We start from the raw sequence: 26,939 nt of genomic DNA, 5'->3' as shown, positions 1-26,939 counted from the left end.
ATATTTGTACAATTGACACTTTAGAATGAAAAAATTAAAAGAACGTTGGGGAATAGAAAGTAACTTTCAATTAACATTAATTTTTATTGTTTTTGCAATCACTGGTTCAGCATCCGCATGGTTATCTAAACCGTTTTGTTATTGGTTAGGTATTACCAAAGCCGATTTAGGACTTTGGTTCACTCCTATCCGACTCGTACTTATTTTTCCTATTTATCAAGTACTTTTAGTTTGCATAGGATTTTTGTTTGGTCAATTTCGATTTTTTTGGGCTTTCGAAAAAAAAATGCTCCGAAGTATGGGACTCGGTTTTCTTTTCAAAACATAAAAAAAAGCTTCATTTCTGAAGCTTTTTTTGTTGGTATTAATTAAGAATTTTTCTGTTTCTTGATAAGATAAGTGTATATCCAAGTCAAAGTAAACGTGGGAATAACATCCGAGAAAGGAAAAGCTTCTTCTATAAATGTAATCGCTCCTGCTACTTTGCCTACACTTCCTTTGTACATCCAGGTCATCAGAAAACCCGCTAAAGGTGCCCAAATAACATCTGAGAATTCACCAATCAATGGAATGGAAAAAGAGACCATCCCAATGGCATCAAACAAGATACTTAAAAATAAATGTCTTTTTTTTAGAGAAGCTTCAGCGCTAATTTCTGCTTGGTTTGTCATTTTTTAATTTTTGAAAAAGTCCAAACAAAAATAGTGCCTTTTATTCTTGCTTAATCATATTGAAGAAATCATTTCTATTTTCTTTTTCGTTAAAAATCCCACCATATTGAATGGTAGAGGTAAAACTAGTTTCATCTTTGATTCCACGGCTTGAAACGCACAAATGCTTGGCTTCCACAACAATGATAACGTTATCCGTCTCCAAAACAGTTTTTAATTCATTAAAAATTTGCATAATCAAGCGCTCTTGAACTTGGGGACGACGAGAATAATAATCAACAATTCGGTTTAATTTTGACAAACCAATCACTTTTCCGCTAGAGACATAACCAATGTGTGCTTTACCCACAATTGGCAAGAAATGATGTTCGCAAGTAGAGTTGAAATTAATGTTGGCTTCAACCAGCATTTTGTCATAATGGTAGCTATTCTCGAAAACCGAAATTTTGGGTTTGTTTTTAGGGTCTAACCCACTAAAAATTTCTTGAATGTACATTTTAGCTACACGAAACGGGGTACCGCTCAGGCTATCATCTGTCATATCCAATCCCATTTCTTCCATAATGGCGTGAAAATGATGCTCAATTCGTTCCATTTTCTGGGCATCCGATTTTACAAATGCGTCAGCTCTAAGAGGTGTATCTGCACTAGTGGCTTGGTGATTATCACCTAAAATTTCAATTAATTCTCTGTCTAATACTGTGTTCATATTTTAGGTGTTATTTATTTTAATAATCTAGTAAACGATTCAGAAAGTTTGTTCATTTTGGGAGTAATGACGTAATGACAATACGATTGTTGCTTATTGAGTTGATAATAGTTTTGATGGTACGATTCTGCAGGATAAAACTTTGAAACTGGTGAAAGCTGAGTAACGATAGGGGAATCAAAAACTTTAGCTTCTTCTAATTGCTGGATATAGGCTTCAGCAAGTAACTTTTGATTGTCCGAATGATAAAAAACTTCACTACGGTATTGTGTTCCTACATCGGCGCCTTGTCTATTGAGTGTTGTTGGATTGTGTGTAGCAAAAAATACTTCTAAAAGAGTTTCAAAAGCAATTAAGTCTTCATCATATGTAATTTGAATAGCTTCTGCGTGTCCTGTTGTACCTGTACATATTTGTTGGTAGGTTGGATTTTCAACAGTACCTCCAATATAACCCGATACTACTGATTCTACTCCTTTGAGCTGTAAAAAAACAGCCTCGGTACACCAGAAACAGCCTCCAGCAAATGTTGCAATTGATTTATTCATTAAAAATTGAATTATAATTTTGTTTAACAAAAATAGTGATTAATTAAACAAAAAAGATGATTTAACTAAATATTAATAAATGTTACTATAAAGAAATTTTATAATAGTTGAGTGGCAGACAAAATCTTTGTTTCTTTGTAAAAATAGATTGGAATGATACTTGCAAAAAACATACATAAATTCTACGACCAACTTGAGGTTTTAAAAGGAGTTGATTTACATATCACAAAAGGAGAAATTGTATCTATAGTGGGAGCCTCTGGTGCTGGAAAAACCACTTTACTTCAAATACTTGGCACTTTGGACAGACCGACTTCGAATGAAAATTCAAGTTTGTTGATTAATGGAGAAGATGTCTTGAAAATGAACGACAAAGCTCTGTCTCGTTTTAGAAATTTAAACCTAGGGTTTATTTTTCAATTTCATCAGTTATTACCCGAATTTACCGCATTAGAAAATGTATGTATTCCTGCTTTTATAGCTGGAAAAAACAAATTAGAAACAGTAATTGAAGCAAAGAAATTATTGGATTATTTAGGGCTTTCGCATAGACATCATCATAAACCAAACGAATTATCAGGTGGTGAACAACAACGAGTGGCGGTAGCTAGAGCATTAATCAATAAACCCGACATCCTATTTGCAGATGAACCTTCAGGGAATTTGGACACTACATCAGCAGAAAATTTGCATCAACTCTTCTTTAAACTTAGAGACGAGTTGGGACAAACCTTTGTTATTGTTACACACAATGAGGAGTTAGCCAATATGGCAGATAGAAAATTAGTGATGGTTGATGGGCAAATTAGTGCTTAACGATTAGGACCCAAAAAAGCATTTATTAAAAATATGACTGAGGCTGAACTTAAAGACTTTCTTAACGAAAAAGTACTACAATACAACACCCTAGATTTTATAGAAAGTGATCCTGTTCAAATTCCGCATTTATTTACTCAAAAAGAAGATATCGAGATTGCAGGTTTCTTGAGTGCCACTATTGCTTGGGGCAACCGCAAAATGATTATCAAAAACAGTATCAAAATGATGGATTTAATGGGGAATTCTCCATATGATTTTGTCTTATCGCATTCAGAACATCATTTAGAAAAACTCAATACATTTGTTCATCGAACCTTTAATGGACAGGATTTTCAATCTTTTATCAAAGGATTGCAACACGTTTATAACAATCATGGTGGTTTAGAATCTGTTTTTGCAAAACATCAAGAGGCAACAAGTGTCCAAAAAAGCATACATGAATTTAAAAAAGTTTTTTTTGAAGCGAATCAACCTCAAAGAAGCCAAAAACACATATCCGACCCGCTGAATAACTCCGCAGCGAAGAGAATTAACATGTATTTGCGGTGGATGTGCCGACATGATAAAAAAGGTGTAGACTTAGGTATTTGGAAAAGCATTTCCCCTTCCAAACTATCGTGTCCGCTTGATGTACATTCTGGAAATGTAGCAAGAAAACTAGGCCTTTTAACCAGAAAACAAAATGACGCTAAAGCACTTTATGAACTCGACACTCAACTCCGACTTTTAGACCCTAAAGATCCAGTTAAGTATGATTTTGCCTTATTTGGCCTAGGAGTTTTCGAGGACTTCTAAAAACATAATACCCTATATTACAGAAACTTATTCCTATTTTTATTACATTTGGTATACAAATGTTTATATGGATACATTTCTCTATAATATTAAAAACTTTGCAATTCCAATCCTTCTTGTTGGAATTCTTTTTGCTAGTATTTTTTTAATTTTTAAACGATTACACAATCAATGGTCGTTCAAAAACAAAAAAAAATACCGCACATTCATACAGCATTTTTTAATTGAAATCACAATTGAAGAATTTCACAAGCAAAAAGTAAAACAAAAACTTCAACTTTTTAGACATAGCATTCCGTTTAATAGCGATTGGTGCAAAGAATTGATTATTGATGAAATGATTCGGTTGAAAAAGAACCTTAAAGGAGATAAGCTAATTATAATAAGCCTTTTGTATAAAAGCTTAAAACTAAATCAATATTCTTCAAAATTAATAGGTGATTTTAGAGCTTATAAAAAATGCATCGGTTTTTATCATTTTATGATGATGGAGTACAGAAAAGGAAAGCATTTGATTACACCATACCTGCAAAGTAAAAATGACTTAATTCGCTCCAATGCTAATGTTACATATATTGCTCTAACCAATCTAAGTGAAGAGAATTTAATCTATACTCCCGAACGAATATCCAAATTGAATGTTATAAAAATCATGGATATTATTTACTATAAGAAAAAAGAGTATCCAAAAAGTTTAGATTTTCTTTTATCATCAAAAAACATATCATTAATAAAAATAGGCTTAAAAATCAGAGCCTTTTACAACCACAGAGCAGACACAGATCAAATTTTGCAACTTCTCTATCATCCATCTGAATCAGTACAAACAGAAGTGCTAAAAACGATTAACAAGTTGCTTCTTGTTGAAGCAGAAGATAAACTTTTAGAAATTATCACAAGCCATTCCAAAAAATTTCAAATTAATTGTTATCGATGTTTAGCCAATATTGGCACAATTAAAACAACAAATTTTATAAGTGACACAATACATGAGATTAAAGATGTTGACATACAATTGTCAGCCATTTATTGCATTGAACAATTAAACCCTATACAAGCAGAACAACTAGCTTCAACCAATTTTGAGTTGCAAAAAATGTTAAAACATGTAAAAACAGTATGGAAATAATCAAAAGTTTAGTAGCATTAGTTTTATATGGTTATGAGATTTTCATTGCACTATTCTCATTATCGTATGTGGTTTTTTATTTCATATTAGCCATACTATCCTACATCGCAATAGCAAAACATGTTCATAATAAAAAGCTGTTAGAAGATGACATTGTAACAAGATCAAACTATATGCCTGGTGTATCTGTAGTGGCTCCAGCATTTAATGAAGGGGTAAATATTGTCTACAACGTAAAATCGTTACTCTCGCTCACCTATCCTAAATATGAAATCATCATTATTAACGATGGTAGTACTGACGATACTTTAATAAAATTAATAGATGAATTTGAACTCGAAAAAGTGGATTTTTATTATCAAGAAAAAATAAAAACCAGACCTGTACGAGGGCATTATAAATCAAAAAATCCAATTTATTCAAAGCTTTTAATTGTAGATAAAGAAAATGGAAAAAGTAAAGCAGATGCATCGAATGCGGGCATAAATTCGTCACAGTATCCTTTATTTTTATGCACGGATGTAGATTGTATTCTCAAAAGAAATACAATTCTAAAACTAGCGAAACCATTCATAGAAAACGAAACAAAAGTAATTGCTACTGGCGCTGGTATTCGCATATCCAATTCGTGCGAGATAAAAGATGGTTTATTGATAAAAGTTCATTTTCCTAAAAAATGGTATCCCAGATTTCAAGAGTTAGAATATGTACGTTCCTTTATTTTTGGAAGAATGGCGTGGAGTCAAATCAATGGCTTGTTACTCGTCTCTGGTGGATTAGGAATGTTTGATAAAGAAACAGTAATTGCAGCTGGAGGCTATTGGCACAAATCCCTAGGCGAAGACATGGAATTAATCACTCGCATGAGAAAATACATGCATGAGAAAAAAGAGCCTTTTTTGATAAAATACATCCCGGAATCACTTTGTTGGACAGAAGTACCTGAAACCCGAACTGTTTTTATAAGACAGCGCGTAAGATGGGCCAGAGGATTGGTTCAAACCTTATACTTACATAGGAAAATGTTTTACAATAAAAAATATGGTAGAACCGCTTTTGTAACATTACCTTTCTTTTTTGCTTTTGAATTTATGGTACCAATCATCGAGCTATTGGGAATTTTTGTACTTATACTAACCTATGTTTGGGGCTTAATTAATTTTGAATTCCTAATTATCATGACAGCTTTTGTCTATTTGGTTTATTTATTCATCACCTTGGTCTGCATTTTAATTGATGAAATTTTGTATCGCAGTTATGCAAACTACAAAGAGCTTCTTATTTTGATAGGAATGGCAATAATTGAACCCCTCGTATACCATCCTTTAACCATTTATACCTCATTAAAAGGATATTGGGACTTTTTTAATCAAAAAGAACAAAAATGGGGAGTTATGGTTAGAAAAGGATATGAACAACCCAAACAAATCTAAAACTTATGAGACAATCCTATAGATACCATTATTATACTTTGATTTTGTTCTTCTCTTTAGGAACACTATCTCTTTGTGCCCAAAAAATGAATACCGATAGTTTGCTCGTCTCCATTATAGCAGACATGAAAACCTCCAATAACTATCAAAAGAATATAGAAAAATGCTTGTTGGGAAAAAAAATAGCGCCTGAGTATTTAGATTTTCAATTGCTACTAGGAAGAAATTATGAATTCATCAAACAAACAGATAGCGCCCGATATTACTACAAAATGGTACTAGATAAAAACCCGAAATACGAAGAAGCCTTTTTGTATCTAATCAACTTAAATATCCATGAAAAAAAGTATAATGAAGGATTAGCTACCACAGAAAAAGCCTTAACTCTATATCCAAAATCACTAGTTTATTATCAAAAGAAATCAGAAATCTATGGTTTACTTCAAGAGCGTGAACAACAAATAAAAAGCTTAAAAGAAACCCTTGAAATATTTCCTAACGATCCCCAAACCCTCTCGGAATTTGAACAGATAAATCAAGAGAAGAGAAACAACAGGATTGGAGTTAACTACAATTACACTGCTATTGACCGAAAAGAAATTGGACCTTGGCACTTGCTCAACTTAGAGTATGTTAATGATCAAAAATGGGGCTCAATAATTGGTAGAATTAGCTATGCTGAGCGATATGCTATCAATAATTCCATTTCAAAAGGAATGCAATTTGAAATAGAATCGTATTACAAAACCAGCAAAAGAAGCTATACTTACTGGGATGCTACTTACAGTAACGACCTTGTTTTTCCTAAATACAAACTGGGTGGGTCTTTCTATTTAAATTGGGAAAAAAGTTGGGAAGCCGATTTGGGAGTCCGTTTCATCAAAACCCAAAATCTTGATGTTCTCACATTGGTAACAGGAGTTTCAAAAACAATCGGCTCTTATTGGTTGTCTGTAAAGGCTTATCTTAACAATAACAAGAAGAAGTACAATCCAGTATTCACATTAAACAATCGGTATTACTTTAATACAAAATACGATTATGCCACACTAAATATAGGTTTTGGAACGTCTCCTGATGAAAGAACCACTATTGCTCAATTGCAAAACCGACTCAAATTATACTCCTACAGAATAGGTGCAGGATATTACAAACTGTTACTAAAAAAATTCGTTACAGGTATCCAATTGAACTACAATTACCAAGAATATATCCCTAATGAGTTTCAAAATGAATATGAGCTATCCCTTTTATTACACTATAAATTGTAATTATGAAACTGAAAATAGCACTCTTTTTAGTAATGAATGGATTTGCTTCCTTAACTAGTAGTATGGCACAATCTAACACCATCCAAATTTCGAATCAGCAAAAAAAAGTAGCCATTATCTACTCTTCTGCTGAATCTAAACTTGCTGCTGAAATACTCTATTCCTATTTAGAAAAATCATTACCCAATACCTTTGAAATAAAAGATAAGGATATCACAAAAACCGATGCTCAAATTATCCTTGAGATACAAAAAAACAATAAAGAATTAAAAGATCAAGAGTTCATACTAAAAAGTAACTCACAAGACATTTCCTTATTTGCTACCAATTTAAAGTCCTTAAAATATGCTGTATATACACTATTAGAAAAGTGGGAATTCAGAAAATTTACCGCTACAGTATCCTATATACCAAAACCTGATGCATTTATCTTTCCAAAAAATTTTTATCAAAAATACCAACCTTCATTTGCTTACAGAACCTTATTGTACCCTGATTCTTATGATCAAGCTTTTCGGGAATGGCACAAATTAGACTGGTTCAATGATGATTTTGGTCTTTGGGGACATACTTTTGATCGATTAGTACCCCCAAAAACACATTTTAAAACCAATCCAAAATTGTTCGCTTTATATGAAGGAAAACGGAGAGCGGAATCATTATGTATGACAAATGACACAGTAGTCGAACTAGTTTGTAGTGAACTAAAAAAAGTAATCGCCGAAAAGCCCAATGCCCGCTATTTTTCTATCAGTCAAAATGATGATGTGATTTATTGTGAATGTACTCAATGCAGTAAGCTCAACAAAGATCACGGTGGCCCACAAGGTTCTCTGTACACTTTCTTGAACAAAATTGCAAAGCGATTCCCTAAAAAACAACTATGTACATTGGCCTACTTACATACCTACAATCCACCTATAAACTTAAAAATAGCATCAAATATTACAACATTATTTTGTCCAATAGAAATGGATCGTGGCAACCCAATATCGTTAAAAAACAACAATAAACCAGTGGCTAACGCCCTTGCAAGATGGCAAAGTGCTAGCAAAAATCTTTTTGTTTGGGATTATACGGTTCAATTTGCCAATTATATGTCGCCTTTTCCCAATCTATCTTATTTTGAAGAGAACTATACAACATTTAAAGCAAACAACGTAAAAGGCCTTTTCGTGCAAGGATATGCTGATGTCCCCGGTGATTTTAGTGAATTAAGACAATACCTTTTGGCAAAACTTTTATGGGATGCTTCTATTGATGTTAAAGCTACTACAGCTGACTTCCTAAGAGGTTTTTATGGCAAAGCTGCCTCAGAAATTGAAAATTATTTGAAGCTATTATCCGAAAATCAAAAGAAGAGCAAGGCATATCTTGATATTTATTCAGGTCCAGTGCAAAATAGAACCACCTATCTTACTCCTGAGGCTATGAATCAATATGATAAATTTTTAGAAAAAGCTTGGCAAGCTGTAGATGAAGATAAGACGATTCAAAAAAGAGTAGAAAAATTAAGACTTGCCTTAGAATACACCTATTTTGAGCAAGCCAAGTTTTATGGCGCAGATGCTCACGGATTGTTTATAACCAACAGTAATGGGGAAAAAATTATTAAAGAAGGATTAAATGAACGTGTGCAGCGTTTTACACAAGAATGCAAAAATGATGGAATTTATGAACTCAGTGAAGGCGGTCCATCACCCGAAACCTATTACAAAGATTGGTTGAATATTGCTCAAAACACATCGCAACATCTAGGAGAAAAAATGACAATCACCCAAATCACTCCACCAGCAAATGAATATTCAGGAAAGGGAGAAAAGGGATTATTGGATGGAATAAAGGGATACAAAGATTTTAATATCAACTGGATGGGTTGGTACGGAAAAGACCCAGAGATAATCATTGATACAAAAAAAATAAACTATTCAACTCTCAAAATGGGCTTCCTAGAAGACCAACGGCATTGGATATTTCCACCAAATAAAGTCACTATTTTTGGATTAAAAAACAACAAATGGGAACTTATCACATCAAAAAAAGAAGAACATTTAACTGAAAATTACGACATTACAACAAAAAATTGGGAATTTAACACTACTATTTTTAGTAATTTTGACACCATTAAAATCAAAATAATAAATCAGCGGAGCCTTCCAGAATGGCGCAATCGGAAAAATAAAAAACCGATGGTAATGCTCGATGAAATTGAATTTTTCTAACTAACAGTATACCTTATGAAAGCAATTCCAGAACTATTGATAGTAGAAAACGATGAAATGACACTTGAAATTCTAACCATCCTGCTTACAAAGGAGAATTATCACGTTACAATTGCTCACGATACAAATGAGGCCATAGCAATTGCTAAAGAGAAAAAAATCGACTTAGCAATGGTTTCCATAATTGTCCCACCAAGGTCTGGCTTTGAAGTAATCAAATTCTTTACAACCTATCAAAAAGACGTTCCAGTAGTGGTTTTGTCAACATTAGCAGAAGAAGAAAACACTGTAGAGGAATCCTTTTTATTGGGTGTAGCTGACTTCATTGCGAAACCTTTTAATCCTAACGAACTCCTTCTTCGCATTAAACGATTATTGTAGAATAGTCATAAAAAATTAAACATTCAGTAGCATTTAAGCCAATTTTAATGCACTTTTTGACCATTTTTCAATAAATAAAAAAACTACAAATTGGTTAAGAAACAACAATAAATTATTAATTAACAAATGTTTAAGATGTTTTCCCTATCTTTGAAATCGAGTAACTCTTTTAATTATGAAAGAATTCTTGTTCAATATTGCTCCAAACTCTTATACACTACTACTCATTACATTCATTGTTTTGGTAATTCTGTTGGTATTGCTACGCCCACAATTCCGAAAATACCATCAAAAACAACAAAAAAAAGCCCTCACTTATATCAAACATTTTTTAATAGATGTTGTCAATAATTACAATAACAAAGAATATATTAAACTCAAAATAAAAGAGTTAAAGAAAAAAATTCCATTGCAGCGTAATTACTGCAAAGAAATGTTAATAGATGAAATGATTCTCATCAAAAAGAAACTAAGTCCAGAAGAAGCAGAAACAATAACGTTAGTATACCGAACACTGAAACTGCAAAAATATTCTTCTAGTTTAATCAATGACAGTAAAATCTACAAAAAATGTCTTGGTTTTTATCATTATCAAACTATGAATTATTCAAAGGGCATAAACAAAATAATGCCTTATTTAAAAAGTAAAAATCAGTTACTTCAATCCAATGCAAGTGTTGCTTACCTTTCGTTAACTAATATCGCAACAGGGAATACCCTTTACCAAAGCAAAAAAACAATCAAACGAAATAAAGAAAAAATAGAAAACCTTTTTTACATACAAAAGTATCCCTATAACAGCAATATCGATTTTTGGTTGAAAGCAAAAAAAACATCAATTTTATTGTTAGGACTAAAAATTGCCGCTCATGAAAGCAATGGAAACGACACCAATGCCATCATCCAATTACTTTCATACAAAAGTAATACCGTGAAAAAAGAAGCGCTAATAACCATAAAAAAACTTCATCTACAAGAAGCCGAAACCACACTACTTTCTTTATTTGAACAATTCACTCCACAACTTCAAGAACAAAGTTTACAGACGCTTGAAGTAATTGGTTCAAAAAATACAATAGATTACCTGCAAGATAAAATGTCTTTTTTTGAGAGTAGTGAACTAAAGAATAGTGCAACATATTGCTTGGAAACGTTATTAAAAAAAGATATAACTATTTCTTCTCCAAAAGTGACCTACTAACTACAATCCAAGAAAATAGTATTTACAGCTTATATTAGTATCTTTGCAAAAAAAATAATGCAAATGAGCACTTTCGAGCAATTCAATCTTCCCAAATCCTTACAAAAAGCAATCGATGAAATAGGATTTACCTCTCCTACTCCTATTCAGGAAAAGACTTTTTCTGTAATTATGTCTGGAAGAGACATGATGGGAATTGCACAAACAGGAACTGGTAAAACCTTTGCTTACCTAATTCCTTTATTGAAACTTTATAAATTCACTCATACCAATACCCCAAAAATTGTAATTCTAGTACCTACAAGAGAGTTAGTGGTACAAGTTGTAGAAGAAGTAGAAAAATTGACAAAATACATGTCGGTGAAAACACTTGGAATCTATGGTGGGGTAAACATCAATACACAAAAGAAAGCAGTTTATGAAGGAGTAGACATTTTAGTAGGAACTCCGGGTAGAACTATGGATTTGGCTTTGGATGCCGTTGTTCGCTTTGATGAAACTCAAAAATTAGTAATCGATGAGTTTGACGAAATGCTCAACTTAGGGTTTAGAACGCAATTAACGGCTCTATTGGCAATGATGAAAACCAAACGTCAAAACATATTATTCTCTGCAACAATGACAGATGAAGTAGATACTGTTTTGAATGATTACTTTGATTACCCAGAAGAAGTAACCCTTGCTGCCTCAGGAACTCCTCTTGAAAACATTACACAAGTTTCATACAATGTTCCTAATTTTAATACAAAAATCAATCTTCTTAAGTATTTGTTAGAACAAAATGAAGACATGACCCGAATACTAGTTTTTGTGAACAACAAAAAAATCTCGGACATGCTTTTCAATCGAATAGATGAATTGTTTGAAGGCCAATTTGGAGTCATACATTCCAATAAATCACAAAACTATCGATTAAGTACGATGGCAGAATTTCAAGAAGGAAACTTGAGAGGCTTAATCACCACCGATATCATGGCAAGAGGATTAGACATTTCGAACATTACCCATGTAATCAACTTCGAGATGCCTGAGCTACCAGAACTATACATGCACCGTATTGGTAGAACAGGAAGAGCCGATGCCACTGGAACAGCCATCAGTTTTATTACTCCTCGTGAAGAAGAGTCTAAAATTGAAGTAGAAGTTTTGATGAATATGGAATTACCGATAGCTAATTTCCCAGAAGAAGTTGAGGTTTCTACCAAATTAATCGAACCCGAAAAAGACCGTCAACCCATTAAGTTTTTAATGAAAAAAGTTAAGCTTGAGGGAGATGGCGCTTTTCATGAAAAAAGCAAAAAAAACAAAAAAGTTAATCTTGGTGGCCCATCAAAAACCAAAAAGAAAACACATGGTTCTGTAAATAGAAACATGCTTAAAACAAGAGATAAAAAAAGAAAAGACTCCAACAAATAAGCCATAAAAAAAGCCACGAATTCACAAATTAATAAAATTGGTGAATTCGTGGCTTTAACTTTTTTGTTTTAAATAGATTACAAACGCTTTTCAAAAAGCAGATGAACAGGTTCGCAAACCGAAATTCTTTTTCCCGTATCGGTCAAACTTCCTGTGTTTTTATCTCTTCTAAAAACCACCACTTCATTACTCGCTTGATTGGCAACAAGTAATAAACTACCCGTCGGATCTATTACGAAGCTTCTTGGACCTTTACCTAAAGTACTTACCGCCTCTTTAAACTCTAATTTTCCGTTTTTCAATACTTTAAAAATCGAAATAGTATTTGCTTCTCCTCTATTCGTAGCATACAAAAACTTTCCATCTGGTGATAACGTAATGGCAGCAGAACGAAAATCGCCTTTATAATCTCTAGCCATTACTGAAGTATCGTCTACCAAAGTCAATTCCCCTTTAACAAAACTATAAGTCAACAAACCACCATCTAGTTCATTCAAAACATAAACATATTTTCCGTCTTCATCAAAAGTCAAATGACGTGGTCCCGCTCCAGGCTTTACACTTACACTACTTTTGAAAGTCAAAATATCTTTGCTTGCATCAGCATTATAATTGTAAACATAAATTTTATCAGCGCCCAAATCAACAGCCAAAACATATTTTTTATCAGATGAAAAAGCCACCATGTGCATGTGTGATGCTTCTTGACGTTCTTTATTTGGACCACTACCTGATAGTTGTACTACTTGTTTAGCATCGGTCAAACTACCATCAGCATTCTTAAAAAAAACAGTAATATTTCCACCAGAATAGTTAGCAGTAATTACGTTTTTATCATCTGTAATAACATGGCAAGGATCAGCTCCTTTAGTCGCCTGCTTATTCAACACAATCATTTTGCCCGCTTTACCGTCATAACTAAAGGACGTAACTGTACTTGTCGCCCCAGACTCATTAACGGCATACAAATATTTATTATCTGAAGAAAGCGCCAAATAACTAGGATTCTGAATATTAACAGTTGAGCCATTCAATAAAGAATTTCCAGAATTAACATCGAATTTAAAATTATAAATTCCTTTGTTTTCGCATTTATTGGTATAAGTACCAACAATCAAGTGATAGAGATCTTGCTGAGCGCTAACTGTCGTGACAAAAGAAACAAAAAGTAGCACTAAAATCTTGCTTTTCATAATATATGTATTTTTTAGAGTCGCGAAAATACTCATTATTTTGATATAGTAAGGCAAATATTCGCTTTTTGAAAAAACCAAACAAGCTGCATTATTTGTAGGTACAAATTCGTATTTTTGAAGGGTCAAAAAGAGCTGCTAAGTAATTTTTGAAGCACAAACAATAGGAGAATTTGTTAGCATCGTCCCGCTCTCCGTTATATCTTTTCCTTTTTAAAGAAAAAAGAAAAAGGATGTCACTGCGATCGGGGCTAGAAAGTCACAAAACCCTTTTCTGTAAACATCAAAAAACAAACATTACTAACCAAAGACCAAAGTAAACCTTCCATAGAATGCATTTTAAACACCCTGAGATTCTATACTTTTTATTCCTTTTATTGGTGCCCATTTTGGTGCATTTATTTCAGTTAAGAAGATTCAAAACCGAATATTTTACCAATGTCCGCTTCTTAAAAAAGCTAACAATTGAATCTAGAAAAAGTTCTAAAATCAAAAAAAGACTCTTACTAGCCACTCGATTATTGTTACTTTCCGCTCTAATTTTAGCTTTTGCACAACCTTATTTTGAAGCAAAAGACCATAAAAATGCTAACAATGAATTGTATATTATTTTAGACAATTCCTTCAGTATGCAAGCCAAAGGAAACAGAGGTGAATTACTCAAAAGAGCTGTTCAAGAACTATTAGAAGAAACACCAGAAAACAGCACTTTTTCACTTTTAACAAACGAACAAAATTTTTGGAATACAGATATCAAATCAATACAAAACGACTTACAAAACCTAAAATATTCTGCTATTCCATTTGACTTAGATGCTCAATTAGCCAAAATAAACACTCGAAAATCTATTTATAAAAAAGACATTATTCTCATTTCAGATGGCGTTGGTACACAACAAAAACAAGACAATAAAGAGGAAATTTATTTTATAAAACCAGAAGCCGAACAAAAAAACAATGCCGCTGTAGACAGTGTTTTCATCAATCAAACACTCGATAACTTTTATGAAATCACAGTCAGTATTAAAGGTTTTGGAGAGGATTTAGCCCCATTACCAATTGCGCTTTACAATCAAAACAAATTGATTGCAAAAACTATCGTTACGTTAGATACGAAAAAGAAAAACGTAAATTTTACTATCCCAAAACAAGAGTTTAATGGCTATGTCACTATAAACGACAAAGGATTACCTTATGATAACGAATACTTTTTTAGCATTGCTAAAAACAAAAAAACAGCTGTTTTAAGTATTGGAGAGCCTCAAAAAAGCGGCTTTCTTTCTCGAATTTACACCCCAAATGAATTCAATTTCATTACCTCAGATTTACGTTTGTTGGATTACAATAGTATAGAAAAACAAACGACTATAGTCCTTAACGAACTTCCTGAAATTCCACAAGCACTTCAAACCACCTTGCAAGCATTTGTCAGCAAAGGAGGCAATTTAGTAGTCATCCCTTCAGAAAGTAGTACTGTTACAAGCACCAATTCTTTCCTAAAAAGCATAGGAAACATACAAATGGTAGCTTCTGATAATAGTAATCCCAAACAAATCACTAAAATCAATTTTGACCACCCTCTTTTTAGCGGTGTATTTGAAAACAAAATCACCAACTTTCAATACCCAAAAGCCGAAAAATCTTTTGTAGTAAAAAGTTCTTACCCGAGTATTCTTGCTTACGAAGATCAAACGCCATTTTTAACATCTATTGCCAAATCTACTGGAACGGTGTTCCTTTTTTCGGCACCTTTAAATACAAAAAACAGTAACTTTCAACAATCTCCATTGATTGTTCCGGTGTTTTATAAAATGGGTATAAACAATAAAAATGCCTTATTGTATGCCGCAACCATAGGAAACAATGCTCCTTTTTGGGTAAATACAACACTAACCAAAGAAGCCGTCCTTACAGTTAAAGGAAAAAATGAACAATTCATCCCCATTCAACAAATGTTAGACAACAAAGTAAAAATAACATTTGCTGATTTGCCTAAACAATCTGGTAACTACACGATTTTTAATAAAAATGAAGCACAAGAAAGTATTTCATTTAATTATGCAAGAACCGAAAGTGATTTAAGTCAAGTAAATACAAATTTGGAAGCAAATTTTGAAAGTATAGACAGTATAAGAAGCGTTTTCAATACGTTACAAACCAATAGAACAGACCAACAAATTTGGAAATGGTTTCTTATCTTTGCACTGACCTTTTTACTTATAGAAATGGCCATCATCCGATTTGTAAAATAACTAAAGTTAAAAAAAACTTATCTTCCAGACCCATGAAAATTCTCCTTAGAGCAGCAACAATTATCGATTCTAAAAGTCCATTTCACAACCAAACTATGGACATTTTAATCCAAGACGGATATATCAAACAAATAGGAGTTGCACTGACAACAAGCGGAGCTCAAGAAATCCAATTGCCAGAATTGCAAGTTTCTTCTGGATGGTTTGACAGCAGTGTTTCTTTAGGAGAACCTGGTTTTGAAGACAGAGAAACCATCAGCAACGGATTAAATATAGCTGCGAAAAGTGGATTTACAGCCATTGCCTTACAACCTAATTCTCATCCTATTATTGACAATCAAGGACAGATTAATTTTGTGCTAAACAAAGCAAAAGATGCCTTAACGCAACTCTATCCAATTGGTGCTCTAACCGTGGGTAGCGAAGGAAAAGATATGGCGGAGCTTTTTGATATGAAAAAAGCAGGCGCAATTGCCTTTGGGGATTATAACAAGAGTTTAGACAATGCTAACTTGTTGAAAATCGCTTTGCAATATGTACAAGATTTTGATGGACTAGTTATTGCTTTTGCACAAGACGAAAAAATAAAAGGAAATGGAGTTGCTAACGAAGGTTTAGCATCAACAAGATTAGGATTAAAAGGCATTCCAACGCTTGCTGAAGAATTACATATTGCAAGAAACTTGTTTTTATTAGAATATACAGGAGGCAAATTACACATTCCAACCATTTCAACACAAAAATCAGTTGCTTTAGTAAAAGAAGCCAAAGCCAAAGGTTTACAGGTAAGCTGTAGTGTTAGCGTACATCATTTAGTACTAAACGAAGACCTACTAGATGGTTTTGATACTCGATATAAAGTAACGCCACCGCTCAGAAGCGAATCGGATAGAAAAGCGTTACTAGAAGGAATTCTCGATGGAACAATTGATATGATTACAACTGATCACAATCCTATTGACATTGAACATAAAAAAATGGAATTTGACGGCGCTAAAAACGGTACTATTGGATTAGAAAGTGCTTTTGGAGCGTTGTCTACTGTATTGCCAACAGCTGTAATCATCGAAAAATTAACCGCAGGAAAAACAACTTTTGGAATTCCGTCCCACTCCATCAACGAAGGAGAGCCAGCCAATTTGACTCTTTTTACTACCGAAGGAGAAAGTATTTTTACCAAAGAAACTATTTTGTCAAAATCTAAAAACTCCGCTTTTCTTGGACAAAAATTACAAGGAAAAGTGTATGGTTGTATCAACCAAGGTCAAATGATTTTGAATCAATAATTATCCTAAATCCCAACCAAAATGAGCACATCAGACAACGGAAAAAATATAGCCATTGTAAGTTATCTTACCATTATTGGCTCCATTATCGCCATTTTTATGAACTCCGAAAAGAAAGATTCTTTTGCGGCTTTCCACATTCGTCAAGCACTAGGCATTTTTGTTTCTTTCTTTTTAATTGGCTATTTCATTGGCTATTTTGATAGTTGGATGATTTCGTCAGCCTTTTATGTATTCTATTTTATCCTTTGGATTTACGGTTTTGTAGCGGCATTACAAGGAGAAGCCAGACTTATTCCGCTTTTGGGAGAACAGTTTCAAAAGATATTTAAAAACATAGAATAACACATCAAATACATTTCATGAATTTATCCTTAGAGTACAAGATAAGAGAGCCTAAAGTTGTTTTAGCAGAAAATCCAGTATTGATTTTATTACACGGTTACGGCAGTAATGAAGCAGATTTATTCTCTTTTGCATCAGAATTACCAGAGCATTATTATATCATTTCAGCTAGAGCGCCTTATGATTTACAATACGGAAGTTATGCTTGGTATGCCATTAATTTTGATGCCGATCAAAACAAATTTTCAGATAATGATCAAGCACGCGAATCTCGTGATTGCATTGCGAACTTTATCGACGAATTAACACAAAATTACCCTATCAACAAAGAAGAAGTAACGCTCATTGGTTTTAGTCAAGGGGCCATTCTGAGTTATGCTGTAGCACTTTCTTATCCAGAAAAAGTAAAACAGATTGTGGCTATGAGCGGTTATTTGAATCCTGATATCATTGCGGAAGATTACTTAAAAAACAACCTACATTCGTTGCGCATTTTTGCATCTCACGGAGTAGTAGACCAAGTGATTCCTGTAGAATGGGCCAGAAAAACTGCTCCTTTTATGGAAAAATTAGGCGTTGCAATAACTTATAAAGAATACCCCATCGGACATGGTGTTTCGCCGCAAAATTTTTATGATTTTAAAAATTGGTTGCTATAAAAAAAGGTGCTTTAAGCACCTTTTTTTATGATTATTTATTATACAACAACGACTGATTGACTTCAAAAGAAATACTTTCATCAGTGTTGACAAAGTATTTTATAAGGACTTCTCCCCAATATTCGCCATCGCTAAAATCAGCAATTATCCATCGGTGGTTCAAAATTCTAACTTTGTTTATTACAAATTTATTAGGCCCAATTGGATCTTGTCCTGTGTAAGGATTTCCTTTAGGACTATTATTAAAGTCTAATAACTTTTCGGTCACAACAGGAATCAATTTTTCAATTAAAATTGTTTTATCTGGATTGGTTGCTTCAAAATAATTTTGGGCATTTTCGTTTTTACCCAAAGAAAAATAATTGGCATCATCCAATTTTAGTTCCACTTTTTTGATACTATCTCTTAGTTTTGCAGTGACTTTGGCGAATTTTTCTTGCTCGAATTTTACTTCTTTGTTCAAAAACATATAGGTATAGATATTGAATAAAACAGCCAATATAAAACCATAAAGCAACAGTGATTTTTTCATTTTTAAAATTATAAATTAAAGGGTAATAACTAAATTATCATAGGCCAAAAATACATTTTCTGGCAATTCTTTTTGGACATCTTCGTGAAAGCCTAGCAAATGACTAATATGCGTCAAATATGCTTTTTTAGGTTGCACTAAAGCGATAAAATCGAGGGCTTCCTGGAGATTAAAATGGGTGTTATGAGGGGTGATACGCAAAGCATTCAAGACCAAAACGTCAAGATTTTTCAATTTTTCAACTTCTTCTGGAGCTACCGTTTTCACATCCGTCAAATAGGCGAAATCATCAACTCTATATCCAAAAACCTGCAAATCGCCATGCATAACATCTATAGGAATAACCGTTTTACCACCCAATACAAAAGGTTGGTTATTGATTACTTCAATCGTTTTTACCGAAGGAGCGCCTGGATATCTGTTTTCGGTTTCAAAAACGTAATCAAAACGCTTTTTCAAATTTTCGATTACGCGTTGATGAGCATAAATTGGCATTTCGCCTTGTCTAAAGTTAAACGGACGAATATCGTCTAAACCAGCAGTATGGTCTGAATGTTCGTGAGTAAATAAAATTCCGTCTACTTTTTGACAATCTGATGCCAACATTTGCTGTCTAAAGTCGGGACCGCAATCGATAACGTAAGAATGATCTTCCCACGACATCCATAGAGAAACGCGAAGCCTTTTATCCTTATAATCAGTGCTTTTACAAACAGGATGGGTACTCCCAATGATTGGAATTCCTTGAGAAGTGCCAGTGCCTAAAAAATAGATGTTCAAAAGAGTGTTATTTTTTTACAAAAATAGAATTATTTATGATTCATTTCGAAATCGAATTAATTAACTTTGTCACAAAACACCACTATTTAGATTCAAAATGGATACAAAAAAAATCAAACTTAAGGGAGATAAAGTCATTGAGCAAATACCATCCATCAAGGATAAAGCACTTCGAATAAATCTCAACGAAAATATTTACGGAACATTTGCTGAAATTGGTGCGGGACAAGAAACGGTAAGACATTTTTTTAGAGCAGGAGGTTCTTCTGGAACCATTGCAAAAGCGATGTCGGCTTATGATAAAGATTTTAGTGACGCTGTGTACGGAATCGAAGAAGACGGACGATATGTAACCGAAAGTCGTCTTAAAAAAATGTTGACTTTTGAAGGAGAATTGATTGAAGAACGTTTAAGCCGCGTTAAACACCCGAACAAATTATTCTTTAGCTACGCTAATACTGTCGCAACCATCGATTTTGCAAAGCAATTCAAAGGCCACGGTTGGGTGGGTATTCGTTACCAATTGGATCCTTCAGAAGCGTATAACGAAATCATACTTCACATTCGTTTTAAAGAAACCGACTCTCGTTTACAACAAGAGACTTTAGGTATCCTTGGTGTAAATTTAATTTATGGCGCCTTTTACAAATACAACGATCCAAAAAAATTACTACGCTATTTATACGATCATTTAGACAAAGATCAATTAGAGATTGATACCATCAACTTTTCAGGACCACGATTTGCAGAAGTTGACAACCGATTGATGAGTTTACAATTGGTAAAAAACGGGATGACCGATGCGGTAATGTTCAATCCAGAAGGAAAAAACATCTTACCTGCAGCCATTTTATACAAAAAGAACATTTTAGCTTTTAGAGGTAGTTTCCGTCCTGTTACTAAAGTAAATATGGACATGTATGAAAACTCCATAAAAATGTTTTTGGAAGAAAACAAAGTAGAAAAAGAAAACACCCAAGTTATTTTTGAAATTACGCTATCGAATTTACGTTCAGATGGTGAAATTGACGAGAGAGATTTTATGGACAGAGCTGAGTTGTTATGCTCTTTGGGTCAAACCGTAATGATTTCTAATTTCCAAGAGTATTATAAAGTGGTAGAATACTTTGCTAATTATACCAAAGCCCGTATGGGATTAGCGATGGGAGTTAACAACTTGGTTGATATCTTCGACGAGAAATACTACCGTCACTTGAGTGGTGGAATTCTTGAAGCATTTGGTAAATTGTTCTATCGTGATATGAAAGTGTTCTTGTATCCAATGCTTGGCGAAGAGGGAGAAGTTATTACCTCAGAAAATCTTAAAGTACATCCAAGAATGAAAGAATTGTACAAGTTCTTTAAATTCAACGGAAAAGTGGTAGATATTACAGATTACGACCCGACTATTTTAGAAGTATTCTCAAGAGAAGTACTCAAAATGATTAGCCAAGGAAAACCAGGATGGGAACCTATGTTGCCTTCTGGTGTGGCAGAAATCATCAAAAAACAACGCTTATTTGGTTACGATCCAGAAAAAGTATTACAAGCATAAGAAACATCAAAAGCCAAGTCTAGACTTGGCTTTTGTATTATTAATGGTTCTTTTTCCAAACTTTATCGTGATATGGCAAGTATTCAGGTAATGCCGCTGAACCATACCAAGGAAAGACCTCGGCACTTAATAATTTTGCCTTAATAGCTGGATCGGTTTCTAATAATTGATTTGCTTCTTCAATCGTGGCAACATTCAGGATAAAAATGCCTCTCAAATTGGCCTCATTTTTACCCATTGGCCCAGCCACAATCAGTTTTTTAGCATTTGCTAATTTAGCAATATTGGTCATATGTCCAGCAAAACAATCCGCTATGAATTGCTTATCTTTAGTGGTATTGGTTCCTGTTTTTAGCAATACAAAAACATAGTTTTTCATTCCATATTCATCGGCACCAAGTTGTTGGGCCAATGTAGCATCATATTTTGAATTGTCATTTTGAGCATAGCTTGATGTAAATGACAGAAGTATTGTAAAAAGTAATAGTGCTTTTTTCATAACTAGGTTTGGATAAAATAATGGGAACAAAAATTTAATAAATATACTAAATTATATTACTAGTAATTTTTGTTTTTGGCAAATTACCCACTACTACTTATCCAATCCATTTTCTTTGAGCCATTGACTCATAACCTCAGCAATCACTAAATTATTCAAATCAGAAAATGGAAAATGTGTATTTCCTTTGATGCCCATTTCTGGTAAATGAACAACAGTTACATCACCTCCATATTTGTTTACAACATCACGCCATAAACGGGCCATTTGAAGACGCACTCTCCATCCGTCGGCTCCTGGGTTATCCGAAGGAGTTGTTGGAATATTATCCCCATAATAAATAACAATAGGCAATTGAGTAAGTTTCAAAAAATCTTTCATAGGAACAGCACTCGCTTCTAAAGCACCTGCAGAACTTGTTAAAGCTGACGGAACTTCTCCTTCTGGAAATAAAAATCCGCTACCAGGTTCATAAGAAACAATTGCTTTTACATTTTGATTTTTCACGGCGGTTAACCATCCCATTCCGCCAGAATGAGAATGCGTAACCAATATTGCAGGGCCAATTTTATGAAACAAAGCAGCGATCGCATCTGAATTAAGCTGACTATCAATTGATCCAATATTGGGCGTCATCGCTCTAAAATATTGATTTAGCGTTTCGTTATCTCTGGCAAACTGCACCCCTTCAAAATAATTAGGCCATACTCCTACTCGAAAAACATCAAACCATTGTTGCTCATCAGGAATAGGATTGATAACAGCTGGAACAGTACTTCTACCCGCATTACCCCTTCTCGGCTGATTAATCAAATACACTGAAAAATTCTTGCGTAAAAAAATAGTCTGATAGCCCTCTCGTCCATCGGGTGTGGTTTCCCAAGTTTTGGAAAATTGACCAATTCCGTGCCACATCACAAGCGGAAACTTTCGGGCCTTTTGAGGAATTTGGTAAAAAACATAAGCGTGGTCTCCTCTGAAAGTCTGTCCTTCAGACGTGGGTTTGTAGGGATTAAATGTACCTGGATTAGTAATGATGGTTCCTCCTACAGCAAAACTTCCCTGCTCCTTTACAATTAAATATTTTTTTTCTTTTATTGCTTTAGTTGAAGAACAACTTACCATAAAATAAAAGAAGAAAAGAAATAAAAAACTCTTTTGGTATAACCATTTCATAGCGCTCTTTTTTGGTATTAAGGTCCTAGCAATTTAGTAAAAGATAACGAACCTAATTTCCAAGTAGTATTTTCTTTTACATACACTTCGGTTACGATAAATGGGTTCGTTACTTCATTGCCTCCTACCACGGCCAATAAGGTAATTTTGTTTAAAAGTATGGCTGTATTTCCAATGATGTTTACCGTAACTTCCAAAATATCGGCTTTTTTATAATGGATTCCTCCACTTTTAATTACATTGATTTCTTGTGTTTTGCCCCAACTTCCTCCCATATGAACAAAAACCGATTTGTCATCAAACAAAGGTTCGAGTTTGTCTACATTTTTATCGGCCATCCATTGCCACTTTTGCTTGGAAAGTGTTATTATTTCTTGTTCTGCCCCACTAGCATTTTGCGCATAAGAATTGCTTGCAAATAGCATAAACATCAGTAATCCGAAAATTGTTTTTTTCATCATTTGAATAATTGTTAGTTAGTATTTTTATTTTTCTATTTCTGAATTTGATGTGTATCTCGAACACTGCTGAATGTTAACGCCAAAAGTTTCCAGTTTTTGCCTTTTTTTTGATAAACTTCTGTAACTGTAAATTCCGTGGTCACTTCGCTTCCTCTGACGATAGCCTCAAGGGTAATTCGATTCCAAACAATTGCCGTTTTATGAAAAAATTCCACTGTTGCATCGTGAATTTTAGCTGTTTTGTACCAAATTCTCCCGGTTTTAATCACATCCAATTCTTCCTCTTTATTCCACGTACCACTCATATGAACAAACTTTGACTTATCGTCAAACAAAGGTTTTAACTTCTCTACATTTTTATCTGCCATCCATAGCCACTTTTGCTTAGAAAGGTCCAAAATTTCTTGTGCTATTGCTGAATAGGTTTTGGCATTAGTATTTGACTTATTGTCTTGTGCCAAAGAAAATTGAAAACAAATTATGACAAGAAAACTTATTACTACTTTTTTCATATTCATTTTAATTTATGATTTATTAGATTCAAATTGCTAATGACAATTAACTAATACACTTCATGTCTACAAGAACTCATTAAGGCATCGCTCCTCATTTAATTGTTTACTAGAATTAATTTAACCTTTTAATTTTAACTTGGTAACAAATTTCCATCCTGAAATCCAAGGTATTGGTATATAGATTACTGAAAATACTACCAATATTACTTATTACAACAAGTTATCTCCCAATGACTTCAGTAAATACATAAATTTGTAGTTCAAAATAAAACTATTATGCACAAAGTAGTTCAATTCAACACGATTAGTGAGTACAACACCTTTAATAACAATCCAACTTTACACCCTTTGATTAGTGTTATTGATTTTTCAAAAGCTAACGAAAGGTCTTGGGAAGGAGAAAAGAGTGTAAAAATTTACTATGGTTTTTATTGCATTTTCTTAAAAGATATCAAATGTGGTGATTTGCGTTATGGTTGTAATTATTATGACTACCAAGAAGGCACATTGGTTTTTGTAGCGCCAGGACAGGTTATGGAGATAGAAACCGATGGCAAAGTATACCAACCCAAAGGATATGCTTTAGTATTTCACCCTGACTTATTGCACGGAACTTCTTTGCTTAAAAATAATACTGAGCATACTTTTTTTAGTTATAAAGTCAATGAGGCCCTGCATTTATCCGAAAAAGAAAGACAAATTGTATTGGATAGCTTTTCAAAAATTGAGTACGAACTTCAGCTTGGAGTTGATAAACATAGCAAAAAGCTCATCGCCTCGAACATAGCATTGTTTCTGAATTATTGTGATCGTTTTTATGATCGTCAATTCATAACCCGAGAAAATGTAAATCGTGGCATTTTAGAAAAATTTGAAACCCTATTAAATACCTATTTTTCTTCGGATAAACCCACTAGTATTGGTTTTCCGTCTGTGGCTTATTGTGCAGATGAACTTCATTTATCGGCGAACTACTTTGGGGATTTGATAAAAAAAGAAACGGGGAAGTCAGCACAAGAATACATCCAAAATAAAATTATTACTCTTGCTAAAAATAGGATTTTGGAAGACCACTTAAGCGTAAATGAAATCGCGTATGAACTGGGGTTTAAATACCCTCAGCATTTTTCGCGTTTCTTTAAGCAACGTGTGGGTGCTACTCCAAACGAATATAGAAATAGCAATTAATGGAGAAAAAAAACGCATTCAAAGAAGTCGTAAATAGAATCTGAACAAAACAAGTAAGCCAAATGACACTGATCATTTGGCTTGTTAGCTACAACTAAATTTGTTCTTATTTCAAAATCTGTGACGCGTGTACTTTTGTTTTTACGTCGGTGATTACTTCTTCTATGATTCCTTTTTCATCGATGACAAAAGTAGTTCGATGAATGCCATCGTATTCTTTTCCCATAAACTTTTTAGGTCCCCAAACGCCAAAAGCTTGAATCACAGATTTGTCTTCGTCTGCCAATAATGGGAATGGAAATTCGTATTTGTCTTTGAATTTAGCTTGCGCTTTGGCACTATCGGCACTAACACCAAGTAACGCATAGTTTTGCGCTTCAAATCGGGCGTAATTATCTCTTAAATCACAAGCCTCGGCAGTGCAACCTGGCGTATTTGCTTTTGGGTAGAAAAAAACAACTAGTTTCTTTCCAGCATAATCTGCTAATTGATGTGTTTTTCCGTCTTGGTCAACTCCTGAAAATGATGGAGCTTGGTCTCCTTTTTGTAATGTGGTCATAACTTTTTTATGGTTTGTGGTTTATTGTTTAAAATTGTTGTTTATGGTTTATGGTTTAAGGTTGTTTTTTTTGTGGTTTGTGGTTTGTTGTTGATTGTTTATTGTTAAAAGTTTAAAGTTGTTGTTGATGACTTCTACTTTCTACTTTCTGCCTTCTGCCTTCTGATTTATGATTTGTTTTAGCTATTCGTAATCGTTAAAGAAATGCGTTATGCCCCAGATGGTAGTGGAAAGCCCGGACTGAAAAACTGTTATTTTTTCTTGATAAAAAAGAGCGACCAACGGAAGCTCCTTTTTTGTCTTAGAAAAATACAGTTTTGAAGGAGGACTTGTAACGTACAGCTGGATTAGGCACATTATAAAAAATAGGCTATTTTTACCTTTTATAAAAGTAGTAAAATGACCAAACAGGAGCGCGTAACATTTGTTATAAATACGTTAAAAGAATTCTACCCAACGATTCCGATTCCCTTAGATCATAAGGACCCTTATACTTTATTAGTTGCTGTTTTGCTTTCAGCACAATGCACAGATGTGCGGGTAAACCAAATTACACCGCTGCTTTTTGCCAAAGCGGATAATCCGTATGATATGGTGAAATTATCGGTAGAGGAGATTAAAGAAATCATTCGTCCGTGTGGTTTGTCGCCTATGAAATCAAAGGGAATTTATGGTTTGTCTGAGATTTTAATTGAGAAGCATAATGGTCAGGTGCCACAGAGTTTTGAAGCGCTAGAGGAATTGCCTGCTGTGGGACACAAAACGGCTAGTGTAGTGATGTCCCAAGCTTTTGGTGTACCTGCTTTTCCGGTTGACACGCACATTCATCGGTTGATGTATCGCTGGAATTTAACCAACGGAAAGAATGTAGTTCAGACTGAAAAAGATGCCAAGCGATTGTTTCCTGAAGAGCTTTGGAACGACTTGCACCTGCAAATTATTTGGTATGGCAGAGAATATTCGCCGGCGAGAGGTTGGGATATCGAGAAAGATATTATCACCAAAACAATTGGTCGAAAATCTGTTATTGACGACTATTATAAAGGGAAGTAAATAACTTGGCAAAAAAATATAAAAAAGCCCAAAATCGAGAATGATTTTGGGCTTGCTTTTTTTAGTGAAGTGCTAAAAAAGTGCTGATGCAATTCCTAATTGGATATAATTTCAAAACTGCTAGTCTTTGTTTTTAGGACAGTTAATGTTTTGGAATAATTTAAAAGAAAAGAAACTACTTCTTTTTTTGGTTTTAATTCTTTTGAAACTGCATTTTTTTTAGAGTAAATTTTGGCCATATACAATGAATATAATTAGTGATTATACTGATAATCAAAGTACAACGGCAAA

The 26,939-nt window shown here is 33.8% G+C and carries 28 protein-coding genes; 17 read left to right on the top strand and 11 right to left on the bottom strand.

Going from position 1 to position 26,939, the window contains the following annotated elements:
* The first annotated feature begins 25 nt into the window (after positions 1-25).
* Positions 26-328 carry a DUF6787 family protein gene (locus tag ACSVH9_RS01970; RefSeq protein ID WP_438062238.1) on the top strand — a complete coding sequence of 101 codons (303 nt, stop codon included), beginning with the start codon at positions 26-28 and terminating at the stop codon, positions 326-328.
* Between the two features lie 40 nt (positions 329-368).
* Here the strand turns inward: ACSVH9_RS01970 and ACSVH9_RS01965 are convergent, their stop codons facing one another.
* Genes ACSVH9_RS01965 through msrA form a run of 3 tightly spaced genes read right to left on the bottom strand, consistent with a single transcriptional unit; the run spans position 369 to position 1,928 of the window.
* Positions 369-671 carry a hypothetical protein gene (locus ACSVH9_RS01965; protein ID WP_438062237.1) on the bottom strand — a complete coding sequence of 101 codons (303 nt, stop codon included), beginning with the start codon at positions 669-671 and terminating at the stop codon, positions 369-371.
* Positions 672-711: 40 nt separating this feature from the next.
* A complete protein-coding gene (gene folE / locus ACSVH9_RS01960; protein WP_438062236.1) occupies positions 712-1,380 on the bottom strand; it encodes a GTP cyclohydrolase I FolE in 669 nt (222 codons plus the stop codon).
* A 14-nt stretch (positions 1,381-1,394) separates the two neighbouring features.
* Positions 1,395-1,928 carry a peptide-methionine (S)-S-oxide reductase MsrA gene (msrA, locus tag ACSVH9_RS01955; RefSeq protein ID WP_438062235.1) on the bottom strand — a complete coding sequence of 178 codons (534 nt, stop codon included), beginning with the start codon at positions 1,926-1,928 and terminating at the stop codon, positions 1,395-1,397.
* A gap of 153 nt (positions 1,929-2,081) precedes the next feature.
* On the opposite strand from msrA, the gene ACSVH9_RS01950 reads away from it, so the two are divergent.
* The 9 genes from ACSVH9_RS01950 (at position 2,082) to ACSVH9_RS01910 (ending at position 12,595) form a co-directional block, all read left to right on the top strand.
* Positions 2,082-2,744, top strand: coding sequence for an ABC transporter ATP-binding protein (locus ACSVH9_RS01950; protein WP_438062234.1), 663 nt, complete (start codon positions 2,082-2,084; stop codon positions 2,742-2,744).
* Between the two features lie 33 nt (positions 2,745-2,777).
* Positions 2,778-3,542 carry a TIGR02757 family protein gene (locus ACSVH9_RS01945; RefSeq protein ID WP_438062233.1) on the top strand — a complete coding sequence of 255 codons (765 nt, stop codon included), beginning with the start codon at positions 2,778-2,780 and terminating at the stop codon, positions 3,540-3,542.
* A 346-nt stretch (positions 3,543-3,888) separates the two neighbouring features.
* Positions 3,889-4,671: a hypothetical protein gene (locus ACSVH9_RS01940; RefSeq protein WP_438062232.1), complete on the top strand. Its 783-nt coding sequence runs from the start codon at positions 3,889-3,891 to the stop codon at positions 4,669-4,671.
* Positions 4,662-6,104, top strand: coding sequence for a glycosyltransferase family 2 protein (locus ACSVH9_RS01935; protein ID WP_438062231.1), 1,443 nt, complete (start codon positions 4,662-4,664; stop codon positions 6,102-6,104). Before ACSVH9_RS01940 ends, ACSVH9_RS01935 begins: the two co-directional genes overlap by 10 nt.
* A gap of 5 nt (positions 6,105-6,109) precedes the next feature.
* Entirely contained in the window at positions 6,110-7,375 is a 1,266-nt protein-coding gene (locus tag ACSVH9_RS01930) for a YaiO family outer membrane beta-barrel protein (protein WP_438062230.1), read from the top strand.
* 2 nt (positions 7,376-7,377) lie between these two features.
* Positions 7,378-9,597: a DUF4838 domain-containing protein gene (locus ACSVH9_RS01925; protein ID WP_438062229.1), complete on the top strand. Its 2,220-nt coding sequence runs from the start codon at positions 7,378-7,380 to the stop codon at positions 9,595-9,597.
* Positions 9,598-9,612: 15 nt separating this feature from the next.
* The gene (locus tag ACSVH9_RS01920) at positions 9,613-9,978 is read left to right on the top strand and encodes a response regulator transcription factor (RefSeq protein ID WP_438062228.1); all 366 of its coding nucleotides are present in this window, start codon (positions 9,613-9,615) and stop codon (positions 9,976-9,978) included.
* A gap of 175 nt (positions 9,979-10,153) precedes the next feature.
* Positions 10,154-11,179, top strand: coding sequence for a hypothetical protein (locus tag ACSVH9_RS01915; RefSeq protein ID WP_438062227.1), 1,026 nt, complete (start codon positions 10,154-10,156; stop codon positions 11,177-11,179).
* A 63-nt stretch (positions 11,180-11,242) separates the two neighbouring features.
* Positions 11,243-12,595, top strand: coding sequence for a DEAD/DEAH box helicase (locus tag ACSVH9_RS01910; RefSeq protein ID WP_438062226.1), 1,353 nt, complete (start codon positions 11,243-11,245; stop codon positions 12,593-12,595).
* 77 nt (positions 12,596-12,672) lie between these two features.
* Here the strand turns inward: ACSVH9_RS01910 and ACSVH9_RS01905 are convergent, their stop codons facing one another.
* Positions 12,673-13,788, bottom strand: coding sequence for a lactonase family protein (locus tag ACSVH9_RS01905; RefSeq protein WP_438062225.1), 1,116 nt, complete (start codon positions 13,786-13,788; stop codon positions 12,673-12,675).
* Positions 13,789-14,120: 332 nt separating this feature from the next.
* On the opposite strand from ACSVH9_RS01905, the gene ACSVH9_RS01900 reads away from it, so the two are divergent.
* The 4 genes from ACSVH9_RS01900 to ACSVH9_RS01885 are packed head-to-tail and all read left to right on the top strand — an operon-like array spanning position 14,121 to position 18,330.
* Complete coding sequence (locus ACSVH9_RS01900; RefSeq protein WP_438062224.1) at positions 14,121-16,040, top strand: BatA domain-containing protein; 1,920 nt, start codon at positions 14,121-14,123, stop codon at positions 16,038-16,040.
* Between the two features lie 32 nt (positions 16,041-16,072).
* Positions 16,073-17,326, top strand: coding sequence for a dihydroorotase (locus ACSVH9_RS01895; protein WP_438062223.1), 1,254 nt, complete (start codon positions 16,073-16,075; stop codon positions 17,324-17,326).
* A gap of 21 nt (positions 17,327-17,347) precedes the next feature.
* Complete coding sequence (locus ACSVH9_RS01890; protein WP_438062222.1) at positions 17,348-17,671, top strand: DUF4870 domain-containing protein; 324 nt, start codon at positions 17,348-17,350, stop codon at positions 17,669-17,671.
* Positions 17,672-17,688: 17 nt separating this feature from the next.
* The gene (locus ACSVH9_RS01885) at positions 17,689-18,330 is read left to right on the top strand and encodes an alpha/beta hydrolase (RefSeq protein WP_438062221.1); all 642 of its coding nucleotides are present in this window, start codon (positions 17,689-17,691) and stop codon (positions 18,328-18,330) included.
* A 31-nt stretch (positions 18,331-18,361) separates the two neighbouring features.
* Here ACSVH9_RS01885 and ACSVH9_RS01880 read toward each other — a convergent pair whose 3' ends face one another.
* Positions 18,362-18,862: a hypothetical protein gene (locus tag ACSVH9_RS01880; RefSeq protein ID WP_438062220.1), complete on the bottom strand. Its 501-nt coding sequence runs from the start codon at positions 18,860-18,862 to the stop codon at positions 18,362-18,364.
* Positions 18,863-18,877: 15 nt separating this feature from the next.
* Positions 18,878-19,642 (bottom strand): MBL fold metallo-hydrolase, encoded by a 765-nt coding sequence (locus ACSVH9_RS01875; RefSeq protein WP_438062219.1) that lies wholly within the window; start codon positions 19,640-19,642, stop codon positions 18,878-18,880.
* A gap of 97 nt (positions 19,643-19,739) precedes the next feature.
* On the opposite strand from ACSVH9_RS01875, the gene ACSVH9_RS01870 reads away from it, so the two are divergent.
* Complete coding sequence (locus tag ACSVH9_RS01870; protein WP_438062218.1) at positions 19,740-21,197, top strand: TonB-dependent receptor; 1,458 nt, start codon at positions 19,740-19,742, stop codon at positions 21,195-21,197.
* A gap of 40 nt (positions 21,198-21,237) precedes the next feature.
* Here ACSVH9_RS01870 and ACSVH9_RS01865 read toward each other — a convergent pair whose 3' ends face one another.
* The 4 genes from ACSVH9_RS01865 to ACSVH9_RS01850 all read right to left on the bottom strand — a co-directional run bounded on the left by ACSVH9_RS01865 (position 21,238) and on the right by ACSVH9_RS01850 (position 23,845).
* Positions 21,238-21,696: a YciI family protein gene (locus tag ACSVH9_RS01865; protein ID WP_438062217.1), complete on the bottom strand. Its 459-nt coding sequence runs from the start codon at positions 21,694-21,696 to the stop codon at positions 21,238-21,240.
* 93 nt (positions 21,697-21,789) lie between these two features.
* Positions 21,790-22,872: an alpha/beta hydrolase gene (locus ACSVH9_RS01860; RefSeq protein WP_438062216.1), complete on the bottom strand. Its 1,083-nt coding sequence runs from the start codon at positions 22,870-22,872 to the stop codon at positions 21,790-21,792.
* A 17-nt stretch (positions 22,873-22,889) separates the two neighbouring features.
* Positions 22,890-23,333 carry a nuclear transport factor 2 family protein gene (locus ACSVH9_RS01855; protein ID WP_438062215.1) on the bottom strand — a complete coding sequence of 148 codons (444 nt, stop codon included), beginning with the start codon at positions 23,331-23,333 and terminating at the stop codon, positions 22,890-22,892.
* Between the two features lie 32 nt (positions 23,334-23,365).
* Complete coding sequence (locus tag ACSVH9_RS01850) at positions 23,366-23,845, bottom strand: nuclear transport factor 2 family protein (protein WP_300977859.1); 480 nt, start codon at positions 23,843-23,845, stop codon at positions 23,366-23,368.
* Between the two features lie 279 nt (positions 23,846-24,124).
* On the opposite strand from ACSVH9_RS01850, the gene ACSVH9_RS01845 reads away from it, so the two are divergent.
* Positions 24,125-25,036, top strand: a complete 912-nt coding sequence (locus ACSVH9_RS01845; protein ID WP_438062214.1) for a helix-turn-helix domain-containing protein — start codon at positions 24,125-24,127, stop codon at positions 25,034-25,036.
* 106 nt (positions 25,037-25,142) lie between these two features.
* Here the strand turns inward: ACSVH9_RS01845 and bcp are convergent, their stop codons facing one another.
* Positions 25,143-25,595, bottom strand: a complete 453-nt coding sequence (bcp, locus tag ACSVH9_RS01840) for a thioredoxin-dependent thiol peroxidase (protein WP_438062213.1) — start codon at positions 25,593-25,595, stop codon at positions 25,143-25,145.
* 399 nt (positions 25,596-25,994) lie between these two features.
* On the opposite strand from bcp, the gene ACSVH9_RS01835 reads away from it, so the two are divergent.
* Positions 25,995-26,648, top strand: a complete 654-nt coding sequence (locus ACSVH9_RS01835; RefSeq protein ID WP_159683440.1) for an endonuclease III domain-containing protein — start codon at positions 25,995-25,997, stop codon at positions 26,646-26,648.
* The last annotated feature ends 291 nt before the right edge of the window (positions 26,649-26,939 follow it).

Source organism: Flavobacterium sp. RSSB_23, assembly GCF_051547145.1.
Taxonomy (GTDB): domain Bacteria; phylum Bacteroidota; class Bacteroidia; order Flavobacteriales; family Flavobacteriaceae; genus Flavobacterium.
Note: the sequence above shows the minus strand (reverse complement) of the source record. Positions and strands in the feature narration are given on the sequence as shown.